The organism is Streptomyces sp. NPDC096310 (genome assembly GCF_044763125.1).
Taxonomy (GTDB): Bacteria; Actinomycetota; Actinomycetes; order Streptomycetales; family Streptomycetaceae; genus Streptomyces.
In genome coordinates this window covers 491,465-505,653 of record NZ_JBIWFO010000003.1, presented here as the reverse complement: position 1 = coordinate 505,653, position 14,189 = coordinate 491,465, and the positions used below count along the sequence as shown (strand labels likewise).

Genomic DNA, 14,189 nt, shown 5'->3' with positions numbered 1-14,189 from the left:
GATCACGGACAGCGGAACGACAGCGGGAGAGCGGGGGGACGGATGAGCGGGAACACGGCGTGCCAGCGCCCCGGCTGCGAGGGCTCGTACGAGGACATGGGCGGCGGCGAGCTGTACTGCGACACCTGCGGTCTGGCGCCCGTCGTCTCCCCCAACGGGTCGCTCACCTCGCCGCCCACCGGCATCACGGGCGGCGGCCGGGGCGGCGGCGGTTCGGGCGGCGGCGGGGGGAAGGACTCGGGGAAGGGCTCGGGCAGCGGGGACTCCTCGCGTTCGTCGACCTCCCGTTCCTCCCGGGCGTCCTCGCGCTCCTCGACCTCCAGGCGCTCCGTCTCCGGGCGGCTCTCGCGCACGCTGTCGGGCCGGGTGTCGTCCCGGTCGGTCTCGGTGCGCAACTCCGGCTCGTCACCCAGCTCCTCGGGGCGCAACCGGCTGGGTGCGGGCCTGGTCTCCGTACCGGACGTACCGCGCCCCGATCCGCGCTCGGCCGTGATGGAGCGTCCGGAGGTGCCGGAGCGCAAGCGGTACTGCTCGCGTTCGGACTGCGGGGCGGCGGTGGGCCGGGCGCGCGGCGACCGCCCCGGGCGTACGGAGGGGTTCTGCACGAAGTGCGGACACCCGTACTCGTTCGTGCCCAAGCTCGATGAGGGCAATGTGGTGCACGGGCAGTACGAGGTCGTGGGGTGTCTGGCGCACGGCGGCCTGGGCTGGGTCTATCTGGCCATCGACCGCGCCGTGTCGGACCGCTGGGTGGTCCTCAAGGGCCTGCTGGACACGGGTGACCAGGACGCCATGGAGGCGGCGATCTCCGAGCGGCGCTTCCTCGCCGAGATCGAGCACTCCAACATCGTCCGTATCTACAACTTCGTGGAACATCTGGACCAGCGCACGGGCTCCATGGACGGCTACATAGTCATGGAGTACGTGGGCGGCAAGTCACTCAAGGAGATCGCCAACGGACGGCGTACGAGCGCCGGCAAGCGCGACCCGCTGCCGGTCGAGCAGGCGTGCGCGTACGGCATCGAGGCGCTGGAGGCGCTGGGCCACCTGCACAGCAGGAATCTGCTGTACTGCGACTTCAAGGTCGACAACGCGATCCAGACCGAGGATCAGCTCAAGCTGATCGACATGGGCGCGGTCCGCAGGATGGACGACGACGAGTCGGCGATCTACGGCACGGTGGGCTACCAGGCCCCCGAGGTGGCCGAGGCCGGTCCTTCGGTCGCCTCCGACCTGTACACGGTGGCGCGCACCCTGGCGGTGCTGACGTTCGACTTCCAGGGCTACACCAATGTGTTCGTGGACTCGCTCCCGGACCCGGACAACATCGACGTCTTCCGTACGTACGAGTCGTTCTACCGGCTGCTGGTGCGGGCGACGGACCCCGATCCAGCCCAGCGGTTCTCCTCGGCCCAGGAGATGGCGGAGCAGCTCACGGGGGTGCTGCGGGAGGTCGTCGCGCTCCAGACGGGGCGCCCACGCCCCGCGCTGTCCACGCTGTTCGGCCCCGAACTGCGGGTCACGGACACGGAACTGTTCGCGGAGCTGACGGAGGACGTCTCGCGGCTGGGGGTACGGGCGGAGCCGAAGGGCGGCCTGTTCGCCCGACGCGCCGGGGCGGTGGGCGGCACGCGGGCCAGGCCCGCGGTCGAGGCGCCCGCCGCGCTGCCCGCGCTGCCCGCGCTGCCCGCGCTGCCCGCGCTGCCCGCGCCGGGCGCCAGACCGGGCACCGCCGGATACGGCGGCCTCGATCCCGCGGTGCCGCCGGTGCGCCCCCCGGTGGCCGCGCTGCCCGCGCCGCGTGCCGAAACCCCGGCCGGCGGTGCGGAGACCGCCTTCGGCGTGCCGGTGCACGAGGCGGCGGGGGCGCCCCGGCTCGCGCCGCTCGACGCGGCGGCGACGGCGCTTGCCCTGCCGGTGCCGCGCGTCGACCCGAACGATCCGAACGCCGGGTTCCTCGCCGGTCTGATGGCCTCCGCCCCCGCCGAGCTGATCGCGGCGCTGGCCTCGGCGCCCACCGACTCCGTGGAGCGCGGGCTGCGCGAGCTGCGCGCCCGGCTGGAGATGGGCGAACTGGCCACCGCGACCGAGGCGCTGAACGTGCTGGAGGAGCGCCGCCCCGACGACTGGCGGGTCGTCTGGTACCGGGGGATCGCCTCGCTGGCCACCGGGAACCACGAGATCGCGGCGCTCTCCTTCGACGCGATCTACGACGCGTTCCCCGGCGAGCCCGCCCCGAAGCTGGCGCTCGGCGTCTGCGCGGAGGTGCTCGGTCAACTGGACAACGCGGCCGAGTACTACCGTCTGGTGTGGACGACGGACCCGAGCTATGTCAGCTCGGCGTTCGGTCTGGCCCGGGTACGGCTCGCCGCCGGGGACCGGGCCGGCGCCGTACGGACCCTGGAGTCGGTGCCTGAGGCGTCGATCCACTACACGGCGGCGCGGGTCGCGGCCGTACGGGCCCGGCTGCGGCAGCGCGGTGTCCCGGCGCCCGGGGAGGGCTTCGGTACGGAGCCGGCGTTCGGTACGGAGCCGGCGCTGATCGACGATCTGACGGCCGCGGCGCAGCAGGTCTCCGCGCTCCAGCAGTTCGATCTGGACGCCGTACGGCGGGAGCAGTTGTCGACGGAGGTACTGGGCACCGCTCTGGACTGGGTACTCTCCGGTAGTCCGGGCTCCCGCCCCGTCCAGAGCGTGCTGCTCGGCAGCGAACTGGACGAGCGTGGTCTGCGTCTTGGACTGGAACGCTCGTACCGGGTACTCGCCCGGCTCGCTCAGCGCGGCGAGGAGAGGATCGAACTGGTGGAGCGGGCCAACCGTTTCCGCCCCCGGACGTGGGTGTGATTGATGTCCCAGATGCACCGGTCGGCCGACCTGCCGACCTGCCCGAGCTGCGAGGAGCCGCTGGAGTCCGGCGACCTGTTCTGCGGCGGGTGCGGCTACGACCTGTCGGGCGCCCGGCAGCACCCGGACGATCACCCCACGCTGGTCATGCACGGCGCGGGACAGACGGAGCCGCACCCTCCGGTCACCCCCGCGACGCCCCCTCCGTCCACCGCGTCGGGCGCTCCTGCGGCCGGTGTGGAGTGGCCCCCGGCCACCGGTGTGGACAGTTCGGGCACCCCCGTACCGGCCCATCTGCCGGAGGAGGTGCCGGGGCTGGACTCCACGGGGTCGCGGCTGCCCGCGCACCCGGGCGACTTCGAACTCCCCGCGCCCGCCCGCCCGTCCGTCGCACCGCCCGCCCCGGCGGCCCCGGCGCCCCCGCCCGCGCCGCCGGTCAGGTCGGACGACCCCCGGACGTCCGCCGCCGGGGCGGGGCCGCCGGCCGGGGCGAAGATCTGCGTGGCCTGCCGCGCGGGCCGCGTCGACACCGACGGCTACTGCGAGAACTGCGGCCACGCGCAGCCGCGCGAGCGCGACCACATGGAGCAGGAGCTGTGCTCGGTGGCCGCGGTCAGCGACCGCGGGCTGCGCCATCACCGTAACGAGGACGCGTTCGCCGTGTCGTCGGCCGCGCTGCCGGACGGTTCGCCCGCCGTGGTGGCGGTCGTCTGCGACGGCGTGTCGTCGGCGACCCGCCCGGACGAGGCGTCGGCCGCCGCGTCGGCGTCGGCCAACGAGTCGCTGCTGGGCGCCCTGGAGCGCGGGACACATCCGCAGCAGGCGATGCACGATGCGATCGTGGCCGCCGCCGACGCCGTCAACGCGCTGGCCGGCTCCGTCGCCCCGGAGCGCGAGCACCACCACCAGAACGCCCCGGCCTGCACGATCGTCGGCGCGGTCGTGGCGAACGGGCTGCTGGTCATCGGCTGGATCGGCGACAGCAGGGCGTACTGGGTCCCCGACGACCGCGGCGGTCCGCCCGCCCGGCTCACCGAGGACGACTCGTGGGCCGCGCAGATGGTCGCCGCGGGGCTGATGAGCGAGGCGGAGGCGTACGCGGACGAGCGCGCCCACGCGATCACCGGCTGGCTGGGCGCCGACGCGTACGAACTGGAGCCGCACACCGCGTCGTTCAAGCCGGACCGCCCCGGTGTGGTGGTGGTCTGCACGGACGGGCTGTGGAACTACGCGGAGGGCGCCGACGAGATGGCCAGGGCGCTGCCCGCCGACGCCGCGCGCCGCCCGCTGCACGCCGCCCAGGTCCTGGTCGGGCACGCGCTCGACGGCGGGGGCCACGACAACGTAACGGTGGCGGTGCTGCCGTTCGCCGTACCGGCGCAAGGGGCAGGATCCGCCTGAGTGCGGCGTGGGGGCCCTGCGCCGCCGCGCCGCCGCCGAACGCGCCCCACGCCCTTTCCCTTCCCTCTCCTCTCAACTCTCCTTTCTCCTCTCGTTTCTCCTCTCGTTTCTCCTCTCGGCCTGTCCCACCGATCTATCTCACCGACTTCTCCCACGGGTCTCCGTCGTGCGGAGCGTCAAGGAGCCGATACAGATGGCGAACTTCTCCAAGTCGAACGTGCCGCAGTTCTCCGTCGACGTGTACCAGAACGCCTACCTTCCGGAGGGCGGGCGTGAGGTCAACGCGATCGTGACGGTCACGTCGACGGGCGGCGGGACCACCGGTGGCGTGCCGCTCGCGGGAGCCTCGCCATCGCCCTCCACCCTTCCCGGGTACAGCCCGAACGCGGCTGTGGTGATCATGGTCGACTGCTCGGGTTCGATGGACTACCCGCCCACGAAGATGCGCAACGCGCGCGACGCCACGGCCGCCGCCGTCGACACCCTGCGCGACGGTGTCGCCTTCGCGATCGTCGCCGGTACGCATGTGGCGAAGGAGGTCTACCCGGGCGACGGGCGGCTGGCGGTCGCCGACGCGCGCACCCGGGCGGCGGCCAAGGAGGCGCTGCGCAGGCTGAGCGCGGGCGGCGGCACGGCGATCGGCACCTGGCTGCGCCTCACCGACCGGCTGCTCGCCTCGGCCGACGTACCGATCCGGCACGGCATCCTGCTCACCGACGGCCGTAACGAGCACGAGGCGCCGGAGGATCTGCGGGCCGCGCTCGAAAGCTGTGCGGGCCGATTCACCTGTGACGCGCGGGGTGTCGGTACGGACTGGGAGGTGAAGGAGGTCACCGCGATCGCCTCCGCGCTGCTCGGCACGGCCGACATCGTCGCGGATCCGTCGGGGCTGGCCGCCGACTTCACACGGATGATGGAGAACGCGATGGGCAAGGAGGTCGCGGATGTCGCCCTGCGGCTCTGGACCCCCGTCGGCGTGGAGATCGTCTTCGTCAAGCAGGTGGCGCCGACGGTCGAGGAACTGACCGGCCGGCGTACGGAGTCGGGGCCGCGGGCCGGGGACTACCCGACCGGGTCCTGGGGCGACGAGTCCCGCGACTACCACGTGTGCGTACGGGTCCCGGAGGCGGGCATCGGCCAGGAGATGCTGGCCGCGCGGGTCTCACTGATCCTGCCCGCGCCGGGCGGCGGTACCCCCGAGGTGCTGTCGCAGGGACTGGTACGGGCGGTGTGGACGGACGACATGGCGGCCTCCACCTCGATCAACCCCCAGGTCGCCCACTACACGGGCCAGGCCGAGCTGGCCCAGGTCATCCAACAGGGGCTGGATGCCCGCAAGTCGGGTGATTTCGACGGCGCGACGGCCAAACTGGGCCGGGCCGTTCAGCTCGCCGCCTCCTCCGGGAACGCCGATACGGCGAAATTGCTTTCGAAGGTGGTGGACGTGGTCGATGCGGCGACAGGTACTGTGCGACTGAAGGCGAAAGTCGCGGATGCGGACGAGATGACCCTCGAAACGCGCTCCACCAAGACCGTTCGCGTCAAGAAGTAGCCAAGAAGTAACCGTCGACAGCGGCCCTGGGGCCGAACACGAGAGCGGCCCGCGGGCCGGACGAGAGGAGGAAGCGCCGACATGCCGACCTGCCCGAACGGACACCAGTCGGGTTCCGAGGACTGGTGCGAGGTCTGCGGCCATCGCATGGCCGGCCCCGGCGCCCCGGCGGGCGCCGTACCGCCGCCGCCTCCCCCGCCGCCCCCCGCGCCCGGCTACGGCTATCCGCCGGGCGGGCCCGACGCCACCGCGCAGGCGGAGCTGTGCCCGCAGTGCCGCACGCCTCGGGAGCCGATGGCTCCGTTCTGCGAGGAGTGCCGCTGGAACTTCCTGACGAACACGGCGACGTCGTACACCCCGCTGGCCCCGCACCACGGCCCGAGCGGCGGTTCCGGTGGTCCAGGGGGTCCCGGCGGTCCCGGGGGCTTCGGCCCGCCCGGCGGCCCTGGTGGCCCCGGCGGGTCCGGCGGTCCGGGTTCCGGGCTGAATCTGCCGCCCGGTTTCCAGGCGCAGCAGCCCCGGCCGCCCGAGCCGTTCGAGTACCAGAGTTCGCGCCCCTCGCAGCTCAACCGGCCCGCCGAGCCGCTGTCGCCGGACCAGTCGGCGCCGCACGGGGCGTCCCCGGGTACGTCCGCCCCCTCGCGCCCCGCGCAGGACTACGCGCGTCCCGACTACCAGCAGCAGGGCCCGCCGCCCCCGCCGCCGTACCAGCAGGGGCCGCCCTCGCCGTACCAGCAGGACGGTCCGCCGTCGGCGCCGCATCTGCCGCTCTCGCCGGTCTTCCAGCAGTCCTCCGCTCCCCCGGCCCCGGCGCGGCCGCAGCAGAGCGGCGAGGACGACTGGATGCTGCCGCCGCCCTCCTCCTCGGCGCCCCGGTCACAGGCGCCGCAGGGCCCGCAGGAGTCCCCGCGGCACGATCCGGCGCAGCAGTATCAGCGCGCGGCGAGCTGGACGGCGGTCGTCGGTCCCGACCGCGACTACTTCATGGCGATGATGCAGCGCAGCGGCCCCGAGGCCACCGGGCTGAATCTGCCGGCGTACTCCCCCGAGCAGCGGCTGTCGCTGTCCGGCAGCCAGATCGCGATCGGCCGCCGCCGGCACTCCACCGGCGAGTCCCCTGACATCGATCTGTCGGTGCCGCCGGAGGACCCGGGCGTCTCGCACCAGCACGCGGTCCTGGTCCACCAGCCGGACGGGAGCTGGGCGGTCGTCGACCAGAACTCGACCAACGGCACGACGCTGAACGGCGCCGAGGACCCGATACAGCCCTTCGTCCCTGTCCCGCTCAAGGACGGTGACCGGGTGCATGTCGGCGCCTGGACGACGATCACGATCCGCCGCGACTGATCATCCGCCGCGACTGGTCCGCCCCGGCCCGGTCCCGGGGCCGTCGTCCTGGCCGAGCGGCCAGACGTACGGTCCCGCCGGGTCGTCCAGCCAGGCCCACTGACCGTCCTGGGTGACGGTGACGCCGTACCGCTCCCGCGCCGGGCGTCCTTCGCGCTCCCAGAGCGAGAGCGCCTCGCGCGGATCGAGCCGGCCGGCGGTCAGACTGAGCAGGAAGCGGAACAGCTCGTGCTCGCTCGCGCGCCGCGGCAGTCCGCCGAGGGGACGGTGCGGTCCCGCCCGCCCGGCCGGGACGCCCCGCAGCGGTACGAAGTACGCGGCGGTGTGCAGGAACCGCCCCTCCGCGTACCGGCCGTGCGGCGCGTCGGTCACCCCGAGCGCGATCAGCCCGGTGGCGAGCGGGGCCAGGATCCGCGCCCCGGGGCTCGACTGCGCGGTCCAGGCCCGTGGCACCGACGGCAGGGTGCAGGTCGCGATGATCCGGTCGAACGGCGCGCGCTCGGGGCAGCCGCGCGCCCCGTCGCCGGTGAGCACGGTGGGCCGGTAGCCGGCCGAGGCGAGATGGGTACGGGCCGACTCGGTGATCTCCGGTTCCAGATCGACGGTGGTCACCCGCGCGTCGCCGAGCCGGTGGGAGAGCAGGGCCGCGTTGTAGCCGCTGCCCGCGCCGATCTCCAGGACGCGGTGCCCGTCCCGTACGTCCAGCTCCACCAGCATGCGGGCCATCAGGGAGGGCTGGCTGCTGGACGAGATCAGCTCGCCGTCGCGCACGCGGATGGCGAGCGGGGCGTCCGCGTACGCGCCCCTCAGCCAGCGCCGGCGGCGCCCGGGGTCGGGATCGCCGCCCCAGAGCCGGTCCCAGCCGCCGGGCCGGCTGGTGAAGTAGTACGGGACGAAGAGATGACGCGGCACCTCCTCGAACGCCGCGCGCCAAGCGGGATCGTCCAGCGCCCCGGTCAACGCGATCTCCCGGACCAGCCCGGCGCGCGCCTCGGCGGCGGCCGCTTCGTCGGGGCCGTACGGATCGACCGGATGTGCGCCCACCCCTCCACTGTCGTGGCTGAGGGCCCGGGAAGCGAACGGACCCGCCCGTGGGGCACGGGGGCCGGGTGGGACCAGGACCTGGGTCCTCGGCCGTGGTGTCTGAGACGATGGACGGGTGAACGATATTCCGCACGGCACGCTTCAGGAGCAGACCTTCTACGAGCAGGTCGGCGGCGAGGAGACCTTCCGGCGCCTGGTCCACCGCTTCTACCAGGGGGTCGCCGAGGACCCGCTGCTGCGGCCGATGTACCCGGAGGAGGATCTGGGTCCGGCCGAGGAGCGCTTCGCGCTCTTCCTCATGCAGTACTGGGGCGGCCCGCGCACCTACAGCGACCAGCGCGGCCACCCCCGGCTGCGGATGCGGCACGCCCCGTTCGCGGTGGACAGCGCCGCGCACGACGCCTGGCTGCGGCACATGCGGGTGGCGCTCGACGAGCTGGGGCTGTCCGAGGCGCACGAACGGCGGCTCTGGGACTACCTGACGTACGCCGCCGCGTCGATGGTGAACACCGCCGGCTGAGATCCCGTACGGGGGCGGCGCTCAGGCCGGGGCGAGACCTCAGGCCAGGGCGCGCCTCGGGCCGGGGTGACCGTCAGGTCGGGGTGACCGTCAGGTCGGGGTGACCGTCAGAGCGCCGAGCCCGGCCTGGCGGACCGCGATGGAGCCGAACGCCGTACGGAGCCGGAGCCAGCTCCCGGACTCCAGCAGCGCCAGCGGCTCCTCGGGGGCGGCGCCGGCGGGCACCAGCGCGCGCACCGGGCGCAGGAAGCCCAGCGACTGCGCGGCGTGCACGGCCCGCAGCGGCAGACGGGTGTCGCCGAGGGTGCGGGACCAGATCTCCCGGCCGATCCGGTCGCGCGCGGCGCGCGTCCGGTCGCCGGGCGCCAACTGTTCGTCCCTGGCGCGGAACTCCGCGACCGCCCCGGCCAGCGCGCGCCGTACGGCCTCCGCGCCAGGGAGCCCGGGCACCTGGCGCCAGCCGCCGCGCGGCGGCAGCACCCCGGCCCATGGCGGCCCGGTGACGGCGGCCGGGACGACCGCGGTGCGCGCGGCCTCCCCGGCGGAGTCGGGGGCGGCCGGTGCGTCGAGGGAGTCGAGGAGTTCCCCGGCGGAGACGGTGACGTCCAGCGGGGCCGCCGCCCGCGGGCTGTACGGGGCGCCGAGCCGGACCGTACGGATGGCCAGCACCTCGAAGGACGCGGGGCGGCCGAAGACCGCGAGCGCGCCGCCGCCCGCGCCGCCGCCGGCGGCCTGGAGCCGGACGGCGGCGGCACGGTCGTAGTGGATCAGCCGCGCGAGGAAGGCACCGAGATCGGCGGCCTCCCGCGCATCGGCGAACTCCAGGGTTCTGACGGACAGGGTCATGCTGCGAGCGCGTCCTCGTCGTCCAGATACTGCAGGAGGTGCGACTTCTCCTCGGCGGAGATCCGCCGAGGTCTGGCCGCTTCCAGGTCGTACGGCACGACGACCGTCGAGGCCCTTACGTACACCTGGTCACCGTCCTTGATCTCGTACGCGATCGTCAGCGACGCCGCGTTGATCTTGGTCACCCAGGACTCGATGGTCACCGGCTGGTGCCGGTGGACCAGCGGTCGCTTGTAGTCGATCTCGTGCCGGGCGACCACGGATCCACCCGAGAAGGACGGCGAGCCGTCCCCCGGCGCCAGCCGGAACATGAAGTCGATGCGGGCTTCTTCCAGGTAGCTGATGAAGACCGCGTTGTTGACATGCCCGAAGGCGTCCATGTCCGACCAGCGCAGGGGGCAACTGTAGATATGACGGGCCATCTCAGCCCCGCGTGAGCTTCTTGTAGGTGGCGCGGTGCGGGCGGGCGGCGTCGACGCCGAGCCGCTCGACCTTGTTCTTCTCGTACGACTCGTAGTTGCCCTCGAACCAGAACCACTTGGAGTCGCCCTCGTACGCCAGGATGTGCGTCGCGACGCGGTCCAGGAACCACCGGTCGTGGGAGACGACCACGGCCGCGCCCGGGAACTCCAGCAGCGCGTTCTCCAGCGAGGACAGGGTCTCGACGTCGAGGTCGTTCGTCGGCTCGTCGAGGAGGAGCAGGTTGCCGCCCTGCTTGAGGGTGAGCGCCAGGTTGAGACGGTTGCGCTCACCGCCGGAGAGCACCCCGGCGGGCTTCTGCTGGTCCGGGCCCTTGAAGCCGAAGGCGGAGACGTAGGCGCGCGAGGGCATCTCGACATGACCGACGTTGATGTAGTCCAGCTCGTCCGAGACGACCGCCCACAGCGACTTCTTGGGGTCGATGTTGCCGCGGCCCTGGTCGACGTAGCTGATCTTGACGGTGTCGCCGACCTTGATGGTGCCGGAGTCCGGCTCCTCGAAGCCCTGGATCATCTTGAACAGCGTGGTCTTGCCGGCGCCGTTCGGGCCGATGACCCCGACGATGCCGTTGCGCGGAAGCGTGAAGGACAGATCGTCGATGAGGACCTTGTCGCCGAACGCCTTGGAGAGGTTCTCGACCTCGACCACGACACTGCCGAGCCGCGGGCCCGGCGGGATCTGGATCTCCTCGAAGTCCAGCTTCCGCATCTTGTCGGCCTCGGCGGCCATCTCCTCGTACCGCGCGAGACGGGCCTTGGACTTGGCCTGGCGCCCCTTCGCGTTGGAGCGGACCCACTCCAGCTCGTCCTTGAGCCGCTTGGCGCGCTTGGCGTCCTTCTGGCCCTCGACCTTGAGCCGGGCCTGCTTGGTCTCCAGGTACTTGGAGTAGTTGCCCTCGTAGCCGTGGAGCCGGCCGCGGTCGACCTCGCAGATCCATCCGGCGACGTTGTCGAGGAAGTACCGGTCGTGGGTGACGGCGACGATGGTGCCGGGGTACTTGGCGAGGTGCTGCTCCAGCCACTGCACGGACTCGGCGTCCAGGTGGTTGGTGGGCTCGTCGAGGAGGAGCAGGTCGGGGGCTTCGAGCAGCAGCTTGCAGAGCGCGACGCGACGGCGCTCACCACCGGACAGGTTGGTGACGGGCCAGTCGCCGGGCGGGCAGCCGAGGGCGTCCATGGCCTGTTCGAGCTGGGTGTCCAGGTCCCACGCGTTGGCGTGGTCGAGGTCCTCCTGGAGCTTGCCCATCTCCTCCATGAGGGCGTCCGAGTAGTCCGTCGCCATCAGCTCGGCCACCTCGTTGAAGCGGCTGAGCTTGCCCATGATCTCGGCGGCGCCGTCCTGTACGTTCTGCAGGACGGTCTTGGACTCGTCGAGCTCCGGCTCCTGGAGAAGCATGCCGACGGTGTAGCCCGGGGACAGGAACGCGTCGCCGTTGGACGGCTGCTCCAGACCGGCCATGATCTTCAGGATGGTGGACTTTCCCGCGCCGTTGGGTCCCACCACACCGATCTTCGCGCCCGGCAAGAAGCTCTGCGTCACGTCATCGAGGATGACCTTGTCGCCGTGCGCCTTACGCGTCTTGCGCATCGTGTAGATGTACTCAGCCAAGAGAAACCGTCCGGCAATCGAGAAGGGCCAATGTGCGGCTCCGCCGCGTGAGGGCAGATACACCCCATCTTGCCTGACGTCCATCCCCCGAAGGAAACCAGTACCGCTTCGCGGACAGCGTCCCCGGCCGGTTTTCCGGGGGCCTGCGCGCGCTGTGCGGGCGTGGCCCCCGGGACGTCCACGCGTCCCGGGGGCCACCACCTGCGGCGGGTCACTCAGTGCCCGTGGTCGTTCACTCTCCGGCGGTGGGGCCGTTCTTCCTGCGGAGGAGGTAGACGGCTCCGCCGCCGACGACGACGAGGGCGATGGCGACGCCCGCGATGACCGGGGTGGCGGCGGAGGAGCCGGTCTCGGCGAGGTCGCCCGTGGCGGTGGTGGCGCCGGTGGCGCCGGCCGTGCCCATGGTTTCCGCCGAGGAGCCGCCGGCCGAGGCCGGGAGGGGCTGCCCGGAGGCGTGCTGGGTGACGATCTCGGAGTTGCCGGTGGTCACGCAGTCCAGGACGCCGTCGAAGTTCTTCGAGAACCCGCCGGATCCGGTGACGGTGATGCCGTACGTCTCGTCCTCGCCGACCGGGACGACGACCGTGGTGGACCCGCCGGGCGTGACGGAGTGCTCCTGGCCCGCGATCTCGAAGACGAACGGCTCGTCGCCCTCGTTGGCGGCGGCGATGTCGACTCCGCTCTTGGCGCAGTTCTTACGTGCGGTGACCGCCGGTATCGGGCCCCTCTCGGCCCAGTTGGCGGTCGCCGTCGCGGAGACCGTGGAGTCGCTGGATCCGGCGAGGATCTGGGTCTGGCTCCTGGTCACCCCGGCGAAGGCGCGGCCGACGGGCACGGAGGTGGTGGCCTGGACGGAGAGGGAGGCGGTGCCGTCGGCGGTGTCCTCGGGCACGTCGAAGTACAGCTCGGTGCCGTCCGCCGCCGTGGTGACGGGTGTGCCGGCCTCGTCGGTGATCCGGATGCCGCTGGCGGCGGCGTCGGCGGGCGGTGCCACCGTGACCCCGGCGGCGTCCGTGCGTACGGTCACGGGACCGAGCCGTTCACCGGCGCGGCCGGAGACCACGCCGGGCTCCAGGGTGAGCGACGCCTTGGGCTCGGCGCTCTCCTGGGCGCTCTTCTCCAGCCAGTCGGCGAGCTTCTCGGCCGCGGGGTCGCTCGCGTCGACGTCGGCTCCGTCCGAGTAGCGCCAGATCGCGACCTGGGTGCCGGCGGCGGCGGTCTTCTCGGTGAGCGGTCCGGTGCCGGCGGTCTCGGCGAGCGCCGCGAGGTCGTCGACCTGGGGGTACGAGTGCTCCAGAATCCAGCGGATCCTGCCCGCGTCCGGGTTGGCGCCGAGCGAGGTCTCGTCCCAGGGGGTCTCCCGGTACTTCGCCTGCTCCTGCGTGGGGTTGTGTATGTCGATGCAGTACGTCTTGAGCTTGCCGCCGCCGTCGACGGTCATCTCGAACAGCCCGGCGGGCAACCGCTGGTCCTTGCCGTCCGTGTGGAGCACGGCCTCGCCGTAGGTCTTCAGGCCGTCGAGGGTCGCGGCGGCGCCCCCCTGGTGCTGGGAGCCGTCGTCGGCCACGGCGGTACCGGCACCGGTCAGCGAGGTCAGCGCGACCAGACCCGAAGCGAGAACCGCGGCGGCGAGGCGGGCCGCGCCCCGCCGCCGCACGGATGACCCAGATATCGCAGAAAACACAGAATTCCCCTTCGGGCGAGGGTTCTTTCGCGTGGAACGCGTGGGGGGTTGCCTCGCCTGCAGACTCAAGTGCCCAGTGAGTACTCGCGAATCCTATGGAGGCCGCGATGCGTGGAAGGGCGCCCGGCCACCGGGACAGCCGTTCCGCATCGGAATCGTTATCCAGTGGCCGATACACACATGGAAGGTGACCGAGAGTATCGACAGATCTCCACAATCACCTCTCAGGAAGCGGGAGTCGGGGCGGCGACCGGATCGGCCGGTGCTCCCGGCGGCGGTCCCGGCCGCGCCGACTCCCCCTCCCACGGTGTCCGCGCGGCCGTCTCCTGTCGCTCCGCAGCGCCGCCGTGACCGACCGTCAGGACGGGGGCCGCCTTGACCGACCGCCGGAACGCGGAGGTCCCACGCGTCAGGTCATGACCCACCGCCACCGCGTCGACCTCCACGGACGTCCGCCACTGCCCCTCCCGCTCGTCCTCCCTCACCCTCAGCCGGCCGTGCACCACCAGCGGTTCGCCCACCGAGACCGAGGCCGCCAGATTGGCTCCCAGCGCCCGGCGCGCCCACACCGTGTAGAAGCTCGTGGGCCCGTCCGTCCAGCCGCCGCGCGCCCGGTCCCAGCGACGCGTGGTCGCCGCGAATCGGAACCGCGCCGCCCCGCCTGTCTCCGACTCCCTGAATTCCACCCGCGTGGCGACATTCCCCACCAGCGTTACCACCGTGTCGTTCATAATCTGCCTCCCGTCCGGTCGCATTCGACTGATCCCATGCTGGACCGGACGGAAAGAATCTGCTGACACCTGTGGATTACCTGTCAGTTGTGGAAAACTCCGTCACTCGATCCAGTGAGAGTCAGCCGGCGA

11 protein-coding genes are annotated in these 14,189 nt (G+C 72.5%); 5 read left to right on the top strand and 6 right to left on the bottom strand.

Translation table 11 applies throughout. The features are described from left to right. The first annotated feature begins 42 nt into the window (after nt 1–42). The 4 genes from ACIQ7D_RS10640 (at nt 43) to ACIQ7D_RS10625 (ending at nt 7,144) form a co-directional block, all read left to right on the top strand. Nucleotides 43–2,844, top strand: coding sequence for a tetratricopeptide repeat protein (locus ACIQ7D_RS10640; RefSeq protein ID WP_403935903.1), 2,802 nt, complete (start codon nt 43–45; stop codon nt 2,842–2,844). Between the two features lie 3 nt (nt 2,845–2,847). Further along, the gene (locus tag ACIQ7D_RS10635) at nt 2,848–4,245 is read left to right on the top strand and encodes a protein phosphatase 2C domain-containing protein (protein ID WP_403935901.1); all 1,398 of its coding nucleotides are present in this window, start codon (nt 2,848–2,850) and stop codon (nt 4,243–4,245) included. A gap of 193 nt (nt 4,246–4,438) precedes the next feature. Beyond that, complete coding sequence (locus ACIQ7D_RS10630) at nt 4,439–5,797, top strand: VWA domain-containing protein (RefSeq protein ID WP_403935899.1); 1,359 nt, start codon at nt 4,439–4,441, stop codon at nt 5,795–5,797. Nucleotides 5,798–5,878: 81 nt separating this feature from the next. Next, nucleotides 5,879–7,144 (top strand): FHA domain-containing protein, encoded by a 1,266-nt coding sequence (locus ACIQ7D_RS10625; protein WP_403935897.1) that lies wholly within the window; start codon nt 5,879–5,881, stop codon nt 7,142–7,144. Here ACIQ7D_RS10625 and ACIQ7D_RS10620 read toward each other — a convergent pair whose 3' ends face one another. After that, nucleotides 7,145–8,188 carry a methyltransferase domain-containing protein gene (locus ACIQ7D_RS10620; protein WP_403935895.1) on the bottom strand — a complete coding sequence of 348 codons (1,044 nt, stop codon included), beginning with the start codon at nt 8,186–8,188 and terminating at the stop codon, nt 7,145–7,147. Nucleotides 8,189–8,303: 115 nt separating this feature from the next. On the opposite strand from ACIQ7D_RS10620, the gene ACIQ7D_RS10615 reads away from it, so the two are divergent. Continuing rightward, entirely contained in the window at nt 8,304–8,708 is a 405-nt protein-coding gene (locus ACIQ7D_RS10615) for a globin (protein ID WP_403935893.1), read from the top strand. 90 nt (nt 8,709–8,798) lie between these two features. On the opposite strand, the gene ACIQ7D_RS10610 is transcribed toward ACIQ7D_RS10615, so the two are convergent. From ACIQ7D_RS10610 to ACIQ7D_RS10590, 5 genes are all read right to left on the bottom strand, one after another. After that, nucleotides 8,799–9,554, bottom strand: a complete 756-nt coding sequence (locus tag ACIQ7D_RS10610) for a hypothetical protein (RefSeq protein ID WP_403935891.1) — start codon at nt 9,552–9,554, stop codon at nt 8,799–8,801. After that, on the bottom strand, nt 9,551–9,976 hold the full coding sequence (locus ACIQ7D_RS10605; protein ID WP_384909917.1) for an acyl-CoA thioesterase: 426 nt from the start codon (nt 9,974–9,976) through the stop codon (nt 9,551–9,553). Before ACIQ7D_RS10605 ends, ACIQ7D_RS10610 begins: the two co-directional genes overlap by 4 nt. Nucleotide 9,977: 1 nt before the next feature. Beyond that, nucleotides 9,978–11,642, bottom strand: coding sequence for an energy-dependent translational throttle protein EttA (ettA, locus tag ACIQ7D_RS10600; protein ID WP_403935890.1), 1,665 nt, complete (start codon nt 11,640–11,642; stop codon nt 9,978–9,980). A gap of 232 nt (nt 11,643–11,874) precedes the next feature. Beyond that, nucleotides 11,875–13,326, bottom strand: coding sequence for a Cys-Gln thioester bond-forming surface protein (locus tag ACIQ7D_RS10595; RefSeq protein WP_403935888.1), 1,452 nt, complete (start codon nt 13,324–13,326; stop codon nt 11,875–11,877). A gap of 224 nt (nt 13,327–13,550) precedes the next feature. Beyond that, entirely contained in the window at nt 13,551–14,057 is a 507-nt protein-coding gene (locus tag ACIQ7D_RS10590; RefSeq protein ID WP_403935886.1) for a single-stranded DNA-binding protein, read from the bottom strand. Between the last annotated feature and the right edge of the window lie 132 nt (nt 14,058–14,189).

Coding starts and splice junctions, on each gene's coding strand:
- ACIQ7D_RS10640 (WP_403935903.1), top strand. CDS start 43: ATGAGCGGGAACACGGCGTGCCAGCGCCCCGGCTGCGAGGGCTCGTAC.
- ACIQ7D_RS10635 (WP_403935901.1), top strand. CDS start 2,848: ATGTCCCAGATGCACCGGTCGGCCGACCTGCCGACCTGCCCGAGCTGC.
- ACIQ7D_RS10630 (WP_403935899.1), top strand. CDS start 4,439: ATGGCGAACTTCTCCAAGTCGAACGTGCCGCAGTTCTCCGTCGACGTG.
- ACIQ7D_RS10625 (WP_403935897.1), top strand. CDS start 5,879: ATGCCGACCTGCCCGAACGGACACCAGTCGGGTTCCGAGGACTGGTGC.
- ACIQ7D_RS10610 (WP_403935891.1), bottom strand. CDS start 9,554: ATGACCCTGTCCGTCAGAACCCTGGAGTTCGCCGATGCGCGGGAGGCC.
- ACIQ7D_RS10605 (WP_384909917.1), bottom strand. CDS start 9,976: ATGGCCCGTCATATCTACAGTTGCCCCCTGCGCTGGTCGGACATGGAC.
- ACIQ7D_RS10590 (WP_403935886.1), bottom strand. CDS start 14,057: ATGAACGACACGGTGGTAACGCTGGTGGGGAATGTCGCCACGCGGGTG.